At 64.0% G+C, this 17,697-nt stretch carries 11 protein-coding genes and 1 tRNA gene; 3 read left to right on the forward strand and 9 right to left on the reverse strand.

Annotated elements, in window-relative coordinates:
• Nucleotides 1-12 precede the first annotated feature (12 nt).
• Nucleotides 13-951, reverse strand: coding sequence for a tRNA glutamyl-Q(34) synthetase GluQRS (gene gluQRS, locus ACF3NP_RS09585; protein WP_181889526.1), 939 nt, complete (start codon nucleotides 949-951; stop codon nucleotides 13-15).
• Nucleotides 952-970: 19 nt separating this feature from the next.
• On the opposite strand from gluQRS, the gene ACF3NP_RS09590 reads away from it, so the two are divergent.
• Nucleotides 971-1,612 (forward strand): queuosine precursor transporter, encoded by a 642-nt coding sequence (locus tag ACF3NP_RS09590; RefSeq protein ID WP_236883443.1) that lies wholly within the window; start codon nucleotides 971-973, stop codon nucleotides 1,610-1,612.
• Nucleotides 1,613-2,150: 538 nt separating this feature from the next.
• On the forward strand, nucleotides 2,151-3,431 hold the full coding sequence (locus tag ACF3NP_RS09595) for a zinc metalloprotease (RefSeq protein ID WP_181889524.1): 1,281 nt from the start codon (nucleotides 2,151-2,153) through the stop codon (nucleotides 3,429-3,431).
• A gap of 83 nt (nucleotides 3,432-3,514) precedes the next feature.
• Here the strand turns inward: ACF3NP_RS09595 and tgt are convergent, their stop codons facing one another.
• From tgt to ACF3NP_RS09625, 6 genes are all read right to left on the reverse strand, one after another.
• On the reverse strand, nucleotides 3,515-4,762 hold the full coding sequence (gene tgt, locus ACF3NP_RS09600; RefSeq protein WP_181889523.1) for a tRNA guanosine(34) transglycosylase Tgt: 1,248 nt from the start codon (nucleotides 4,760-4,762) through the stop codon (nucleotides 3,515-3,517).
• Nucleotides 4,759-7,122, reverse strand: a complete 2,364-nt coding sequence (locus tag ACF3NP_RS09605; RefSeq protein WP_181889522.1) for an MMPL family transporter — start codon at nucleotides 7,120-7,122, stop codon at nucleotides 4,759-4,761. Before ACF3NP_RS09605 ends, tgt begins: the two co-directional genes overlap by 4 nt.
• Nucleotides 7,123-7,230: 108 nt before the next feature.
• Nucleotides 7,231-7,318 (reverse strand) — tRNA-Ser (locus ACF3NP_RS09610).
• A 38-nt stretch (nucleotides 7,319-7,356) separates the two neighbouring features.
• Nucleotides 7,357-7,584 (reverse strand): CsbD family protein, encoded by a 228-nt coding sequence (locus tag ACF3NP_RS09615; protein ID WP_181889521.1) that lies wholly within the window; start codon nucleotides 7,582-7,584, stop codon nucleotides 7,357-7,359.
• A 75-nt stretch (nucleotides 7,585-7,659) separates the two neighbouring features.
• A complete protein-coding gene (locus tag ACF3NP_RS09620; protein WP_181889520.1) occupies nucleotides 7,660-8,094 on the reverse strand; it encodes a nucleoside deaminase in 435 nt (144 codons plus the stop codon).
• A 22-nt stretch (nucleotides 8,095-8,116) separates the two neighbouring features.
• Entirely contained in the window at nucleotides 8,117-8,599 is a 483-nt protein-coding gene (locus ACF3NP_RS09625) for a tRNA adenosine deaminase-associated protein (RefSeq protein WP_181889519.1), read from the reverse strand.
• Between the two features lie 113 nt (nucleotides 8,600-8,712).
• Here ACF3NP_RS09625 and ACF3NP_RS09630 point away from each other — a divergent pair, with 113 nt between their 5' ends.
• On the forward strand, nucleotides 8,713-9,654 hold the full coding sequence (locus ACF3NP_RS09630; RefSeq protein ID WP_236883574.1) for a prephenate dehydrogenase: 942 nt from the start codon (nucleotides 8,713-8,715) through the stop codon (nucleotides 9,652-9,654).
• 72 nt (nucleotides 9,655-9,726) lie between these two features.
• Here the strand turns inward: ACF3NP_RS09630 and ACF3NP_RS09635 are convergent, their stop codons facing one another.
• Both ACF3NP_RS09635 and ACF3NP_RS09640 read right to left on the reverse strand, forming a co-directional pair.
• Nucleotides 9,727-11,940, reverse strand: coding sequence for a hypothetical protein (locus ACF3NP_RS09635; protein WP_181889517.1), 2,214 nt, complete (start codon nucleotides 11,938-11,940; stop codon nucleotides 9,727-9,729).
• Between the two features lie 183 nt (nucleotides 11,941-12,123).
• The gene (locus ACF3NP_RS09640; protein WP_392398646.1) at nucleotides 12,124-17,145 is read right to left on the reverse strand and encodes a carboxypeptidase regulatory-like domain-containing protein; all 5,022 of its coding nucleotides are present in this window, start codon (nucleotides 17,143-17,145) and stop codon (nucleotides 12,124-12,126) included.
• Between the last annotated feature and the right edge of the window lie 552 nt (nucleotides 17,146-17,697).

Below are 17,697 nucleotides of genomic sequence, written 5' to 3' on the forward strand. Positions count from 1 at the left end.
TCAGGTTATATATTAGAAACCCTCAGGTTGTTGAGGTGTCCACAACCATGGCTCGCGCGAAAGCTGCGCCGGATCAAATTCCTCCAGTAACTCTTGGACGCTCGAAACGCCCACGTAGCCGAGCGATTCCGCGATTTGCGACACAACATCCTCCACGCTCTTCCCGGCAAGCATCTCCCGCAACGTCACCGCCCCATCGCGCTTTGCCAATCGACGCCCCTCCGGCCCCACCACGAGCGGCACATGAATATAAACGGGAACTGTGAGCCCTAAGCGGTCGGCAAGGTACGCCTGAGCCGGCGCTGAAAACAACAGATCGTCTCCGCGCACTACCTGATCCACACCCTGGTAGCCGTCGTCGACGACCACGGCCAAGTTGTACGCCCAATCCCCCGCCTGCGCCTGGTCGATGCGCCCGCCGCGTTTCAAGATCACATCGTCCACCGGACCCGTGTATTCACCCTGGTAGAAGTCGCGCACCGTCCACTCTTTCACGTGCGCGCGCAGCCTGATTGCCGGGAGGCGGCCTTCGGCGTGGAGCTCGGAGCGTCGAAAAGCTCGCTGCTCTTCTGAAAGATCGCGGCAGGTGCCCGGGTACATGCCGGGCTGGGCGTGGGGCGCGGAAGCGGCCTCGCGGATGTCGCGGCGCGTGCAGTAACACTCGTAGGTATCCAGGCGGGACAGCGCATCGGCGTACGCGTCGCCGCGGTCGTGCTGGTACATCACCGGCTGATCGAAGTCGAGGCCGAGCATCTGCAGATCCTCGATCTGGCGCTGCGCGGACTCCGCGGACGAGCGCTCCGAATCAATGTCCTCCACGCGCAGGTAAAAGTTGCGGCCGGTGTGGCGCGAGAACAACCACGCCAACACCGCGGTGCGGAGGTTGCCGAAGTGGAGATCACCGCTGGGGCTCGGGGCGTAACGGCCGGCGGGAGCTTGAAAATCAGACATGTGTGCCATGATAAAGCGCATGTCACCCCGCGTTTCCCGCTCCCCGTACCCGTACCTGCTCGCCCTGTTCTGCGCAGTGTTTTTGATCTCCAACATCACCGCGCAAAAAGGCGTCGCGCTCGGGCCGCTGATCACCGACGGCGCGTTCTTCCTCTTCCCCATCTCCTACGTCATCGGCGACGTGATCGCGGAGGTCTACGGGTTTCGCGCGGCGAGGCGCGCCGTGTTCACCGGCTTCGCCATCGCCGTCATTGCAGTGTTGTCCTTCTATATAGCGATCTGGCTGCCGGCCGCGGATTTCTACGACATGAACGACACCTTCGCCGCCGTCCTCGGCCTGCTTCCGCGGATCGTGGTGGCCTCGCTGACCGGCTACGTGGTGGGGCAACTGCTCAACGCGTGGGTGCTGCAGCGGATGAAGGACCGGTTTGGTGCTGGGCATCTGTGGGCTCGTCTGATCGGCTCCACCGTGGTCGGCGAATTCGCGGACACCTTATTGTTCTGCTCGATTGCCGCAGCTGTGATTGGCATCGACTCGGCCGGCGCGTTTGCGAACTACGTGGCGGTCGGCTTCCTGTGGAAGACGCTGATGGAAGTGCTCCTCCTGCCGGTGACCTACCCGACCATCGCGGCAGTACGCCGCGCGGAGGCGTCCGTTTAAACCAGGCTTCTTCCGCCCGCAGCCGTTGTGGTTGCGGGCTTTTTGCTTTGCGACGGCGTCCTGCCGCCGCAGCGGGGGTAAAGAACGGGGGTAGTGGGGGTTTCCGGATTGCTGAACAATCTGCGGATCATTGAACAATCCAGGGGTTTTCGGGGGTTTCTGGGGGGGGGAAACCACCAAATCTGAGAGAGTATGAATTGTATGGTCAACCGGAACATGCAGGTAGATGCGGAATTGCCGAAATCCATGCTGGAAAACACCTTAAGGTGCATAAAATGCGGTGATAGTGGATTGTTCAACCATCCGCGAGCGTTGCCGGATTGATCGTTGAACAATACTGACGAAACCCCGGACCGCGCCCCCGGATTGATGAACAATCCGCAGGCCAAAACGGGTGGAAACGTTGAACAATCCGGAAAGAATGCTCAACGATTTACGGAATTTTTCAGCCTGGCGGCGAGCGGTTTACCTGCGCATATTCGGTGCATAAACTCATGGATGTCACAAAGAGAAAAACACACACCAAGGAGTCACCGAGATGCGAGCAGCATTCCGAAACACCATCGCCGCAGCAGTTGCCGCAGCCATCGCCATCTCCGGCGCCGACGTCGCACACGCCGCCCAAGAGATCGAGCTCGCACCGGTGCGCACCAACACCGCCACCCTCGTTGACTCCGACGGCGACGGCCTGCCGGACATCTGGGAAGAGCAAGGCGTCGTCCTCGCCGACGGCACCGAGATCCCCCTGCCGGATTGGGGCGCGGACCCCGAACGCCCGGATCTGTTCATGCAGCTGAACTGGATGTCGTCGGAATACGACACCTTGAAGTGCGACACCCACGCGGCACGCGAGTGCGCCAACGCCAACCGCACCTCCTACGCCCCGTCGACGCAGAGCCTGGACGATTTAGTGGACCTGTTTGCCGACCACGGCATTAGCCTGCACATCGACGCTGGCGAGCACTACACCAACATCCCCAACTACTCCGACGCCCACGGCGGCGAGACGCTAGAGTACCGCGATTCGTACTTTGACCCGAGCAAGTTTGAGGCGTTCCAGCTCATTAACACCATCAACAACCTTGGTGACCGCGCCAACATCTTCCGCCCCGGCGTGCTGGGCGATAGGATGCGCGCTGGCTCCAACGCCACGGGCCTGTCGCTGGTGGGCGATAACTCCTTCTACGTGGCTAACCCGGATGGCCGCGCCAACGAGGAGCAGGTGCGCAACACCATCCTGCACGAGTTCGGCCACACCCTGGGTCTGCGCCACTGGGGTGCTCAGCAGTACGTCACCGACATCGCTGAAGGTTCCCCGATGCAGGCCGGTTACCAGTCGGTGATGAACTACGACCGCCAGTTCGACTACTTCAACTACTCCGAAAAGCCGTACTTCGCCGACACCCCGGCGGGCAAGGTCCTCGTCCCCGCCGACTGGGACTCCCTGGTACTCGACAACCCGCGCATCGGTGCCTACGCCGAATCCATCGGCGCCCGCGTCACCGCACCAGTCGAAGCCGAAAAGGTCGAAGAAGACATCGAAATCGAAACCCCGGCACCCGTCGAGGTCGCAGAACCCGAAGTCCCCGCCGAGATCGAAGCAGAAGTAGCTGAGGTCGACGAGGCTGAAGAGGCTGAGGCACAACCCGGCGTCGTCCCCGCCGAGCAGCCCAAGGCCGAGCAGAAGGTGGAAGCCAAGGCCAAGGCCGAGGCCCCGAAGCAGGCTAACAACCAGGTCAACGTCGCGGCCATCATCGGCGGCGTCGTCGCGGCCCTGGCAGCCCTCGGCATCGGCGCAGCATTCCTCGCAATGCGCTAAGGCTTGAAAGCTAAGGCCAGCAGGTAGGTATAAACCAACAAGCGGGCCCTCCCGAAAAAGGGAAGGGCCCGCTTTTGTGTCTGCTACTTCCCCGCGTAGTAGCGGCCAAGGAACTCGTCACGGTAGGCCTCGTAGTCGCCGGCGTCGATGGCGGCGCGGATGTTGTCCACCAGCCGGATCATGAACTCCAGGTTGTGCATGGTACACAGCGTGCCGGCCAAATACTCCTTTGCTTTGAGCAGGTGGTGGATGTAGGCGCGGGAGTAGTTCTCGGAGACGTAGCCGCCGAACTCCTCGTCCACCCCGGCGAAGTCGCGCTTGAACCGGGCGCCGGCGAGGTTCAGGCGCCCGTCCAGGGTGTACACCCCGCCGCGGCGGCCCAGGCGGGTGGGCGCGACGCAGTCGAAGGTGTCGGCGCCGGCTTCGACGGCGGTGAAGATGTCGTCGGGTTCGGATATGCCAAGCAGGTGCCGCGGCATCGAAACGGGCAGCTCATCGGTGACCCAACCGACGATGGTGCCCAGGTTCTCCTTCTCCAGCGCGCCGCCGATGCCGAAGCCGCCGAAGCCACGGCGGCCCTCGTCGCGGGCCTCCTTATCCAGGTCCAGCAAACCACGCACCGCCTGCCGGCGCAGGTCCTCGTATTGGGCGCCTTGGACCACGCCCCAGAGGGATTGGAGGGGTTTGTCGGAACGTGCCGTCGTCAAGCGGTCATGCTCCAGCAGGCACCTGCGGGCCCAGCGGCGCGTGCGCTCGACTGAATGTTCCTGGTAGGCGCGGGTATCCACGAGGGTGGTCAGCTCGTCGAAGGCGAACATGATGTCGGCGCCCAGCTGGTGCTGGATTTGCATGGACACCTCGGGCGTGAAGCGGTGGGACGAGCCGTCGATGACGGATTTGAAGTCCACGCCGTCGTCGTCCACGCGCGCCATGCGGTCTTTGTTGGCGGCGCGGATATCACCCTCGGTCAGCCCGGCGGTGTCCATGGCCAGGACCTTCTTGAAGCCGACGCCGAGGCTCATCACCTGAAAGCCGCCGGAGTCGGTGTATGTGGGCCCGTGCCAGTTTTCAAAGGCGGCCACGCCCCCGGCCTCGTCCACGATGTCGGGGCCGGGCTGCAGGTACAGGTGGTACGCGTTGGACAGAATCGCCTGCGCGCCGGTCTGTCGGATCTGCTCCGGCGTGAGCGTTTTCACGGTCGCCTTCGTGGCCACGGGGATGAACGCCGGGGTCTGGATGTCGCCGTGCGGGGTGTGGATCACACCGGTGCGGCCGTGGCGGCCCGGCGCGGGCTCGAGTTGGGTGCGGGCCTCAAACGTCACGTCGGTCATGCGTGTTCCTTTTCTAGATCGGTGCCCTCGACGTCCACTTCGGGCAGGAGGCGGTCGAGCCATGTGGGCATCCACCAGGTGGAGCGGCCCAGGATGTACATGGTGGCGGGGACGAGCGCCATGCGGATGAAGAAGGCGTCGAAAAGCACGGCGACACCGAGGGCGAAGCCGAAGATTTGGATGAACGGCAGCGGCTGGTCCAAAAAGGCGATGAACACGGCGATCATGATGATCGCGGCGGCGGTGACCACGCGTGCGCCCTGCGCGAAGCCGTCGACGGTGGATTCGTGGACGGCGCGAAGCTTATCGACGTTTCCACGTTTCAGATACGCCTCACGAATGCGAGTGACCAGGAAGACCTGGTAGTCCATGGCCAGGCCGAAGGTCACGCCGATCATGAAGATGGGCAGGAACGACAGGATGGGTCCCGGGGTGTTGACCAGGCCGAACAGGCCCTCCTGGAAGACCAGGACGGTCACGCCGAACGCGGCGCCGACCGAGAGCAAAAAGCCCAAGCCTGCCACGAGCGGCACGAGGATGGAGCGGAACACCACCATCAGCAGCACGATGGCCAGGCCCACCACGATGGTCAAGTACAGCGGCATAGCCTCGGCGAGCTCTTCGGTGATGTCCATTTGCACCGCGGTCAGGCCGGTCAGGCCGATGTCGGTGCCGGTGGCATCCTCCACCTGGCCGACCACGTCGCGCACGCCGTGGGCGACGGCGAGGGTGCGCTGCTCCTCGGGGCCGCCGTCCGGGGTAGCCAGGATCTGTGCGGCGGTGAGGTCATCGTTGGCGCCGATGAGTTGGGCGTGGGTGATGCCGCCGACGGCACCGACCTCGCCCACGGTGTAGATGAAGCTGGCCATCGCGGCCTTCTCGGCGTCGCCGCCGGCCTCGTCCGGGATGGCGTCCATGTACGGCTGCAGGATCTCCGAATCCGGGTTGACGCTGTGTGCGTCCACCACCAACAGCAGCGGGGCGTTGACGCCGGGGCCGAAGCCCTCCGCCATCAGGTCGGCGGACTTGCGCTGGGTGGTGTCCAGGTTGGAGGTGGTGTCAGACGGCAGCGCCATCTCCAGGTTCAGCACCGGGATACTCAGGGCGCTGAGGCCCAGCACGACCACGGCCATGACCAGGCCGGGGGCCTTTTCCACGAAGCGGACCCAGCGCCGACCCATGGAGTTTTCGTCCAGGTCCTTGCCCGGGCGCTTGCCGGGCCCGGGGTTGCCGGCCAGGCCCGGGATCTTGCCGGCGAACGCCTTCGAGCCCCACAGGCCCAGCAGCGCGGGCACGAGCGTGAGCGCCACCAGCACCGAGATCGCGACGGTGGCCGCGGCCGCCAGGCCCATCCAGGTGAGGAACTCGATGCCCGCCAGCGCCAGCGCAACCAACGCCGTAAACACGGTCGTGCCGGCGAAGACCACGGAGGAGCCGGCGGTGCCCACCGCCATGCCCGCGGCCTCGTCCGGCGGCAGGTCCCGCGATTCTTGGCGGTAGCGGGAGAGGATGAACAGGGCGTAGTCGATGCCCACGGCCAGGCCGATCATCACGGCCAGCACCGGGGTGACGTTGTTCAGCTCCACCCAGTGCGTGGTCAACAGCACCAAAAGTGCGCCGATGCCCACGCCCACTACGGCGGAGATCAGCGGGATCACGGACGCGGCAAGCGAGCCGAACGTGACCACCAGCACCACAAACGCCACGCCCAGGCCCACCAGCTCGGAGGTGGTCTTCACCGCGATCGGGTCGCCGAAGCCGGCGCCGCCGGCCTCCACCTGCAGCCCGGCGTCGCGGCCCAGCTGCATGGCCTCTGTCACCACGTCGCGGTCCGCTTGGTCCACGGACATCGAAGACGGGGCATCGAAGTCGAAGGTGGTGTAGCCGATGCGTGCGTCGTCGGAAAGCATCCGCATGTTGTGCGCATCGGCCTCAGCGCGCTCGGGCGGCATGCCCATCTGCGACATCTGGTCGATGATGGTGCGCTGCAACTCATCGTTGACCTGCACCGGGTTGCCGAAGCGCTGCCCCTCCACGCCCAGGTGGTCGCGGATGTAGTCGACGGTTTTGTCCATCGCCGCCATGTGCTCCGGGGTGTCCAGCCGCTGCCCTTCCGGCGCGGCGAAGACCAGGTTCACGCTCGGCGCGGTGGCCACGTTGCCCGCGTCGGGGAAGTTCTCCGCCATGGTGTCCAGCGCGTCAATGGCCGGGGTGTTCTCGATGGCGAACTCGTCCGTGAACGGCCTCATCAGCGACAACGCGCCGGCGGCCGTCGCCCCGAGCAGCAACAGCCAGGCGACGACCACCCGCCACTTGTGCAGGTACGACCAGCGCCCGAGTTTGTACAGCAGTTTCGCCACGTAAAAGACCCGTTCCTTCCCGCCCGCGGCCGCGCGAGCGTAACCCGGCCCATCCTAGTGGGCACCCCCGACATGCGAAAAGCCCCCGTTTCCGGGGGCTTGACACTTTGGCGGTAGCGGCGGGATTTGAACCCGCGGTGGTTTTACCCACACTCGCTTTCGAGGCGAGTACCTTCGGCCGCTCGGACACGCTACCGCCGAACAGATTAACGGCAGCGCTGCCGGATAACCAAATTAGCGGTCAGCCTCGTTCTCAGCCTCGTCGCGCTTGTCCTCGACCTTTGCCGCGACCTCGTTGGCCTTGTCCTTGATCGCGTCGCCAGCCTCGGAGAGCTTCTCCTTGGCTGCGCCAGCCAGCTGGTCAGCCTTGCCCTCGTTGGCCAGGCTCTCGTTGTCGGTGAGGTTGCCCAGAGCTTCCTTAGCGCCGCCCTTGAGCTGGTCTGCCTTGTCCTCAATACCCATGATGTTCTCCTTTGTTCGTTGGAATCAGTTAGGTGCCCCACTATAGGTGCGAACGGCGCGGCGTTGGGTAACGATTCAATTACTCCTCAGACCTTCAAAGAACTCGCCCAGCATTCCGGCAGCTTCCGCCTCCAGCACGCCCGCTCGCACCTCCGGGGTGTGCAGGTGTCGCGGGTCCCGGATCGCGTCCAGCACACTGCCCACAGCGCCGGTTTTCGGCTCCCACGCACCGAAGACCAGCGAGGACACCCGCGCCCCCAGGATCGCGCCGGCGCACATCGTGCACGGCTCCAGCGTCACCACCAGCTCGCAGCCGTCCAACCGCCACGTCCCCAACGTCCGCGCGGCGTCGCGGATCGCTTCCACCTCGGCGTGGGCAGTGGGATCGCAGTTCGCTTCTCGACGGTTCACGCCCCTGCCCACCACCTCCCCGCCAGCATCAAACACGACAGCACCCACCGGCACGTCGCCGGCGGGTGTCTGTTTGGCGGTCTCGAGCGCGACGCGCATGCGCTCCTCGGCGCGCCGCAGGCTAGCCGACAACGTCGTCCAACTCGTCGCCGAAGCCGAGTTCGTCGGCGATTGACTGGGCGAGGTCGGCCGGGTCCGCGTCGTCGTCAAGCAAAATGCTCATCTGCTCCTCGGACAGGCCGAGGTCCGTGAGGATGTCGAAGTCCCCGTCCGCCCACGCGTCCACATTGTCCAGCTCGTCCGGGTCGATGTCCGGGATCTCGGCGCCCGCCTCATCCAAGATGTCGGCGGCGAAATCGTCGTCCACCGCCATCGTCGCATCCGAGATGAGCACGCGGGTTTGCGACGGCCCCGGGCGCACGATGACCAGGTAGTCCTCCTCCACATTGAGCAGCGCAAACGCCGGCCCCTCCGCGCGCAGGTTGCGCACCGCGGTGACGGATGTGGAAAGGTCCGAAAAATCGTCGTCGAACTCGCGCACACGCCACGTGCCGCCGGTGCGCTCGACGGTGACTGCGTACCCGTCCGGGAAATCCTGGCTCATGGTGTCGAAGCGTAGTCCGCGTCCGCGGAGGTGTCACTAGACTGTGTGCGGTGACTACACATCAGCTGCCCCCAGTGTGCATCGTCGGCCTCGGACTCATCGGCGGATCGCTCATGCGCGACCTGCACTCGCGCGGCGAGCGCGTCTACGGGTTCACGCTGCACGGCGCGGGTGCCGCGCGCAGGGACGGCTTCGACGTGTCCGACTCCGTGGAAGAAGTGCTGCGCCGCGCCGAAGACGACGGCGCCCTGGTGGTCGTGGCCGTGCCCATGCGGGCCGTGGCCTCGGTGCTGGACCAGGTGGCCGAGCTCGCGCCGTCGTGCGGCATCACCGACGTGGTCAGCGTGAAAAAGCCGGTCTACGACCTGGTGGTCGAACGCGGAATGGAGTCGCGCTACGTGGGCGGTCACCCCATGGCCGGCACTGAGTTTTCCGGGTGGACCGCCTCCCAGGAAGGGCTGTTCGCAAGCGCCGCGTGGGCCGTCACCTTCGATTACGCCCGCGAGCACCCCGGCGACCCCGAGTGGGCCTCACTGTTCACCGTGGTGTGCCGCATGGCCGCGGTGGTCGGCGCGGAGGCGGTGCCGGTGTCCGTGGACCGCCACGACGAGGCCGTCGCCCGCGTGTCCCACCTGCCCCACGTGATCGCCGAGGCGCTGGCGCTTGTCGGCGACCACGGCGGCACCCTGGCGCAATCCCTGTCCGCCGGGTCCTTCCGCGGCGCCACGCGCGTGGCCAGCACCGACCCGGAGCTCGTGCGCAACATGTGCGAGACCAACGCGGAATCCCTGGTGCCGGTGCTGGATGAGTTCATCGACCTCCTCCAGGGCGCCCGCGATTCCCTGTCCGGCGAGAGCAGGTCGCTCGAGGACCTGACCAAGTCTGGCCACCGCGCCCACCTGCGCATGGCGGCGCGCAAGGGGGCGCGGCGCGAGTCCGTCTCGCCCGTGGAGATCTCTTCACGCCCGATCATGCGCGTGCACCCGGGCACCCCGGGCTGGGAGAAACAGCTGGTGCAGATCGAGTCCGTGGGCGGGCGCGTCGAGGTGTTCTAGTTTCGGCTGACGTAGCAACGCAAAAGGCGGCTCCCCTGTGTTTGGGAGCCGCCTTTTGTGTTCTACGCGGGCTTACTGGTTCTCGCGGCGACGGCCCAGGGCCAGGTAAGCACCGCCGATGAGCACGGACAGCACGCCGATCGCGATAATTGCGCGCATCGGGGTACCGGTATCCGCGAGATCACCGTCGCGCTCCGTGTCCTCGTCGGAGGAGGTTGCGCGGGTGGACGTGTTCGCCTTGGCCACCTTGGTGGAGTTGCCGTTGCGGGTGACCACCTTCGCGGACGGGGTCACGCTGGTGGAGCGGCCCGTGGAACGACCCGTGGTGCTGCTGGAAGTGACCTTCGTGCCGCCGAACGTGGTGTTGGTGCTCTTGGTGCTCTTCGAGCCGCCCGCGCCCGCGGCACCCGCCAGTCCGCCAGCGCCAGCCAGAGCGGCCGCCGGGGCGAGGAAGGACGACGCCACCGGACGGACCTGGTCGAGGACCTTGAGCACCTGGTCCGGCTTGCTCAGCGTGGAGGACGGGGTCGCGTTCGGGTCGCGCGGAAGGACGAGCTCGGCCTCAGTGTCGCCGCGGCGGATAACCACGTCAGCGTTCTTGTAGCCCTTCGGAGCTTCCTTCAGCGTGAGCTGGACGAGCTTCGCGTTGTCCTTCTTCGGGTCGATAGTGACCTTGCCGCGGCCGTTCGCATCGGTGGTGCCGAAGACGCGGCCATCCTCGCTCTTGAACTCGGCGCCCTCGACGAGCTTGTCGTCGGCGGTCTTGACCAGGACGTCCACCTCGATGAGGCCGTCATCGCCCTGCGCAGCGGTCTTCGTAGTGGTCGAGGACGTGGTGTCCTTCGGCGCCGCGACGGTGGTGGTCGCGGAAGCATCCTCCCCCTTCGGGAGGACGAACTTCACGGACTTGGCACCGCGCTGAACCTCGGCGACAGCCACGCCCCAGTTTTCCGGCGCCTGGTCGATCGCCAGGTTAAAGGTGTCCTTGCCGCGGGACGCATCGTCCAGCTTCAGGGAAACCTTGCCCTTGCCGGACTCGTCGGTCGCGCCGTCGACGGTGCCGTCTGCGCTCACAAAGCTGGCGTCCCGCACCAGGCCGCCATCCGCGGTGACAACCTCCACGTCAAGCTCGACGACCTCAGCGTCCCGCTGACCAACGCTCGGGGCCTTCTTGGACGGAGTCGGCTCAGCGGTGGTGGTAGCAGAAACCGTCGCGGAGCCAGCGCCGGCAGACGCATCAGCAGCCGTGGTGGTCGGCTCACCGGAGGCCGGGGTCTCGCCAGCGGCGGACTCCGGCTTCGCCTCCAGGCCGGCCACGGCCTTGTAGTTGTCCTCTTCGGTGCGGTCGGTCTCAACGTCGACGATCTTGCCGTCGACAAGCTTGACAGCGTTGCCTTCGCCGTCAGCGAAGAAGGTGGCGTCGTCGGCGAGGTAGGCATACTCGAACGCGGCGACGTCGGCCAGGTCGACGCCCTTGCTCACCTCCGCCGGAGCCTCAGCGACCTTCGCGTCCTTCACGTTCAGGGTGTAGCGCGTCGCCTTGCCGTCCTTGGTGGCCAGGGCGACCAGCTCGCCGTCATTGTCGGTCGGAGCCCACGCAAGCTCCGGCAGGTCGCGCACACCCTCGACGGGCTTCTTCACAAATTCGAGGTTTTCCGGTTTGCTCTTCGGACCGGTTTCGTCGTCGGCGAGGTCTTTGGCGTAGACGGTTTCGCCGTCGAAAAGCACGAGCGTGCCGTCCTGAGTAAAGGCTGCGGAGGTGATCTCCTTCGCCTCGACGCCCGGGATCTCGCCCAGGTCCTTCAGGTTGCCGGTCTGCGGGTGGATGCGCAGCAGGTGGCCCTCGTCGGACACGGCGTAAAGACGGCCGTTGGTCGGGTTGCTGGCCATGGCGCTGTAGGTGTGGTTGTCAGAGGTGAGCTGCACACCCGAGGTGCCAGAGCCGGCGGCCGTCGCCGAGACGATCAGGGAGGCGAAGCCCTTGAGGATGTCGGCCCACTCCTGCGTGGTGTCCGCCTTGGTCGTGGGGGCAACATTGCTTGCCGACGCCTTCGGTGACCCCTCAGCCGACTTCACCGACGTCGTTACCGGCGCGGCGGTGGAAGAGGATGCCGGGGCGGCGGAGCTTTTGTCCTCCGTGGAGACGACCGGAGCCTTCGACGTCGTGGACTCCGAGGACGGAGACGTGGTTTCCGCCTTCGCAACGGGCACGAGCGTCAGCGTGCCCGCGACAGCAGCGGCGAGCGACAGCCCGGCGATGCGGTTGACCTTGGAGTTTGCAGCCATTATTACCTCTCGAATGTGAAAAAGCGCGCGAAAGCCCAAAAAGCACCTACGAATGTATACGTTTCATCGCGCTGTCTCAATATTTATTGCCTGTAAAAACACAGCGCCCCGGTCTCGCCGATGCGTATCGACGAGACCGGGGCACGTTCTATAACTCAGCCATGGACTAGAGCCCTCGGGGCCTTAGTTGGCGGCCTCTTCCGGCTTTGCCTCCGGCTGGGCGTCGGCCTCAGCCTTCTTGGAGCTGCCACCCTCGGAGCTGGAGCTGCTGGAGCCAGCAACATCTTCAGTGCCCTCAGCGTCTGCCTTGGAGGAGCTACCAGCGGAGCTGCCCTCCTCGCTCGGCTCGAACCAGCCAGCCTCACAGCCGGCGTAGAAGATACCGGTAAGCAAACCAGCAATAGCCAGCAGAGCGACGCCGCCCGCAGCAGCCGGGGCTGCGGGGTTGATCTGTGCCAGCTGACGGTTCACCTGGTCGATCTGCGCCTGCCACTGGCCCTGGATCTCAGTGACCCACTCCGGCTGCTGGAAGCCGATGCCAAGGTCGACGTTCGGCATAGCCTCGCGGATTGCCGCGTTGGCCTGAGCGGAAATCTGGTTCAGCTCGTCCTCGAACATCACACCGATGCCGCCCATGACGGCACCAAGCAGGCCGAGCGGGACCAACCACGCCACCGGGTTGGACACGGAGGACGCAGACGCCAGGCACTTGCCCAGGGAGCTGTCTTCCTCTTCGCCCTGAGCGCCGCCCTCGGAGATACCAGCGGTGCGCGGGGTCTCAAGCTGCAGGTTGATCACCTGCTCGGCCTTGTTGACCTCGAATTCCTTGGACTCGAGGACCGCACCCGGATCGAAGGAGTTGTTCTCCGGATCCTTCGGATCGACCAGGCGCAGGTTGCCCGGGCTGTCAATCTTCAGCGTGTACTTGCCGTACGGCGAGCCTTCGAACAGGACATTGCCGTCCTCATTGGACTCACCGGCGAAGGACGGGGTGCCGTCGGTCGGTGCCAGCGAGATCTTCAGGCCAGACAGGCCCTCGTCCGGGTCCTGCTTGCCGTTGCCGTTCTCGTCGACCCAAGCAACCACCTGGACATCGCTAGCGTCCAGCTCTGCACCCTCGGAGACCACAACGTGGGCGTTGCCCTTGATGTTGTCCTTCGGGGAGATGATCAGCACGGACGACGGATCCTCGCCGTACTCCGGCTCACCCGTGTAGCCGTCGCCGCGGCCCGGACGTGCCGGCAGCTCGCCACGAGCCTCAGCGGCGTTGTGGTGCTTCGCACCCGGGTTGAGGCCCTCCGGCAACTCAGCGCTGAAGACGACGCGCTCGCCCGGCAGCAGCGTGCCGGTGAAGCCTTCCGGCTCCTTCACGTCGAGCTGGTAGCACTGGCCGTCCTCTGCCTTTTCGGACGCCTTGACCGGCTTGCAGTTGTCCTCATCCACGCCGTCCTCGTAGACGATGTCGGTGAGCTTGACGTTGACCATCGGCGTGGAACCAGTGTTCTTCACCTCGTAGGTGAAGCCCAGCGGGGAGTTCGCCGATGCCTTCACCGGCTTGTCCTTGTTGGTGGCGAAGCGGGCATTGACCTTCTTCTCCACAGCGCCACGCAGGAACTTGGTGTAGGCGGAATCCGGCAGGGAGCTGACCTTCTCACCCTTGGAGGTGACACCACTTGCGGTTGCGACGTTGTTGAAGTCGAACGCGTCCTCCGGCGCCTTCATCTTGGCATTGAAGACCTTCGAGTCACCCGGGGCCAGCTCAGACTCAGCGGTCCAGCCTTCCGGCATGGTCAGCTCGATGTTGCGCTTATCCAGCTCCGGATCGTCGAACGTGATGTTCTTGATCGGCTCGTCGCCATCGTTGGTGACGATCAGGGCATAGAGGAGGTCCTCACCGTCCTTGACGGTCATCACATCGTCGACGAGCTCGCCGTCCTTGTTCTTGACCTTGCCGTTGTTGTCGGCGTCACGGCCCCAAACTCGCTTCTCAAGCTTCAGGGACTTGTTCTGGGTCAGGTGGATCTCCGGCAGCTCGACATCCTCGCCAGCGCGGACCGGCACCTTGATCGGATCAACATCGTTGCCGCGACCCGGGGTGAGGATCTCCACTTCGTGGACACCCGGAATGACGTCGTCGATCGCGAAGGAGCCGTCATCCTCGACCGGAATGACGCGGGAGTTGCCGCGCGGATCGGTCACCACAACGGTGGTACCCGGCACAGCCTTGCCGTTGCCGTCGTCGATGCGGCCGACGATGGACTGCGTCTTCGGTGCCTCAACCTTGATCTCAACCGGGGTGGACTCGCCTTGCTTGACAGTCACGGTGCGGTTGATCTTGTCGCCCTTGATGTCGACATCCGGCCAGCCCTCAGGCAGGGTGACCTCAAGATCGAAGTCGGCGACACCCTCCGGGAAGTACTTGAAGTCGATCGGCGGGGTGACAAAGTAGCCATCCGCGTCGACCTCGATCGGGACCTCGTAATCGAACGTCTCACCGGTCTCCGGGTCGGTAACGCCCTTCTTCACCAGCTTGATGTCAGAGCCAGTGATAGGACGGTTGGACTCATCGACCAACCAGCCGTGGACAGAGCCCGGCTTCGCAGCCGGCTTGTTCTTATCCAGATCAGCGTTCGGCTTGGTCACCTCGATCGGCGGCAGCTTGGAGGTCTCGCCCTTCTTTACCGGCACAACCTGCGGCTTCGGATCGTTGAAGCCGTCCGGCGCGTCGACGATTACCACGTAGTCGCCGTCCTTCGGCAGCTCCGGCACCTCGAAGTTGCCGTTCTCGTCGACCTTAATCGGGTCGCCAACCTGGTTGCCGTCCTTGTCCTTGACGATCACCGTCGGCGGCTGCGGCTTGCCGTCCTTATCCTTCGTGGGCGGAAGCGGGTTGCCCTCCGGGTCGGTGACAGTGCCAATGATGCTCGGGTTCTTCTCATCCGACTTGGGGGTCGAGGAAGGCGCGGTCGTTGCCGGCACGGCAGTCTTCGGCGTCGTCGGCTCGGACGGCTTAGTGACCTGCTTCGAGGTGGTCACCTTCGTCGTGGTCGACGTGGCCGGATTCGGCGTCATAGTCGTCGGCTCGGACGGCTTAGTGACCTGCTTCGAGGTGGTCACCTTCGTCGTGGTCGACGTGGCCGGATTCGGCGTCATAGTCGTCGGCTCGGACGGCTTAGTGACCTGCTTCGAGGTGGTCACCTTCGTCGTGGTCGACGTGGCCGGATTCGGCGTCATAGTCGTCGGCTCGGACGGCTTAGTGACCTGCTTCGAGGTGGTCACCTTCGTCGTGGTCGACGTGGCCGGATTCGGCGTCATAGTCGTCGGCTCGGACGGCTTAGTGACCTGCTTCGAGGTGGTCACCTTCGTCGTGGTCGACGTGGCCGGATTCGGCGTGGTAGTTGTCGGCTCTGCCGGGTTTTCTGGGGCCGGTGCTTCCGCCGGGGTAAGCACCACGTCAATGCGACCCGGTGTCTCCTTGGTCACCGTGACCTTCGGAAGTACCTTGTCGTCATAACCAGGAGCAGTCACCGTGACCTTGTAATCACCAGTGGGCACCTTCGAGGTATCAATCGAACCGTCAGCCTTGACCGGCACCTCCAACGAATCATCATTGCCGTTAATACCCTCCAACGTCACCGTCGGATTCTTAACCCGCTCGCCATCAGCGCCCTTAACCGAACCAGACACCGAACCAGTCGAACGATCCAGCTCAACCTCAATGGTGTTCGGCCCCTCCTCGGTCACCGTGACCTTCGGAAGCACCTTGTCGTCATAACCAGGAGCAGTCACCGTGACCTTGTAATCACCAGTGGGCACCTTCGAGGTATCAATCGAACCGTCAGCCTTGACCGGCACCTCCAACGAATCATCATTGCCGTTAATACCCTCCAACGTCACCGTCGGATTCTTAACCCGCTCGCCATCAGCGCCCTTAACCGAACCAGACACCGAACCAGTCGAACGATCCAGCTCAACCTCAATGGTGTTCGGCCCCTCCTCGGTCACCGTGACCTTCGGAAGCACCTTGTCGTCATAACCAGGAGCAGTCACCGTGACCTTGTAATCACCAGTGGGCACCTTCGAGGTATCAATCGAACCGTCAGCCTTGACCGGCACCTCCAACGAATCATCATTGCCGTTAATACCCTCCAACGTCACCGTCGGATTCTTAACCCGCTCGCCATCAGCGCCCTTAACCGAACCAGACACCGAACCAGTCTCACGCGTCGTGGAGAAATCCACCCCAGTCACACCCGACGTCGTCACATTCTTCTGCTGCGCACCAGACACCGAGTACCCAGCCGGCACACCATCGACAACCTTGACCTCAGTATCCCCCGTCGGCACACCAGCAATCGAATACACACCACCGCGGTCAGTCACAGCAGTCTTGCCGCCAGCCTCGACAGTGACACCCTCAACACCACTGCCGTCCGGATCAATCACACGACCAGACACCGAACCAGTCTCACGCGTCGTGGAGAAATCCACCCCAGTCACACCCGACGTCGTCACATTCTTCTGCTGCGCACCAGACACCGAGTACCCAGCCGGCACACCATCGACAACCTTGACCTCAGTATCCCCCGTCGGCACACCAGCAATCGAATACACACCACCGCGGTCAGTCACAGCAGTCTTGCCGCCAGCCTCGACAGTGACACCCTCAACACCACTGCCGTCCGGATCAATCACACGACCAGACACCGAACCAGTCTCACGCGTCGTGGAGAAATCCACCCCAGTCACACCCGACGTCGTCACATTCTTCTGCTGCGCACCAGACACCGAGTACCCAGCCGGCACACCATCGACAACCTTGACCTCAGTATCCCCCGTCGGCACACCAGCAATCGAATACACACCACCGCGGTCAGTCACAGCAGTCTTGCCGCCAGCCTCGACAGTGACACCCTCAACACCACTGCCGTCCGGATCAATCACACGACCAGACACCGAACCAGTCTCACGCGTCGTGGAGAAATCCACCCCAGTCACACCCGACGTCGTCACATTCTTCTGCTGCGCACCAGACACCGAGTACCCAGCCGGCACACCATCGACAACCTTGACCTCAGTATCCCCCGTCGGCACACCAGCAATCGAATACACACCACCGCGGTCAGTCACAGCAGTCTTGCCGCCAGCCTCGACAGTGACACCCTCAACACCACTGCCGTCCGGATCAATCACACGACCAGACACCGAACCAGTAGATATGCCGGTTGCGTCTTCAATGACAGTGTTTCCTACGTCACGACGAGCATGAGTTTCACTGTCTCCCGATAATGGCCAGGCGCCCCCCTTGTCCGCAACATCAAATTGGAGGCGCCCGGATGCAGGAATAGTCACCTCACGGTCCAGCCTTACAGCCACACGTAGAGGGTTATTGGGGTCTGCCGTCAAGGTGGCGCCTACTGTTTCGACCACGTTTTCCGGTGCGGTAGCTCCGCTCTTGTAAACGGTTGCAACCACTTTGGCATCTTCGAATTTCCGATCGCCCGTGACCGACGTACCAGGGTTCTCGAGAATGCGCATCGTGTAGCCCTGAAGTTTCAATGGCTGGTTAACGCCAGAACCTCGGTAACGTATCACATGGCGCCAGTCATCGTGCTCAATAGTTTCCCCCCCTACCTTTTCCTTTCGCTCCTGGGAATAGGAAAGAGCCTCAAGATTGGAAGTGTTAGCGACCTGAACTGCAACCTGAGCTACGGCAAATGGCGATGAACCCCCAACAACGCTCGGCACCGTCAAACC

Source organism: Corynebacterium lehmanniae, from assembly GCF_043161975.1.
GTDB lineage: Bacteria > Actinomycetota > Actinomycetes > Mycobacteriales > Mycobacteriaceae > Corynebacterium > Corynebacterium lehmanniae.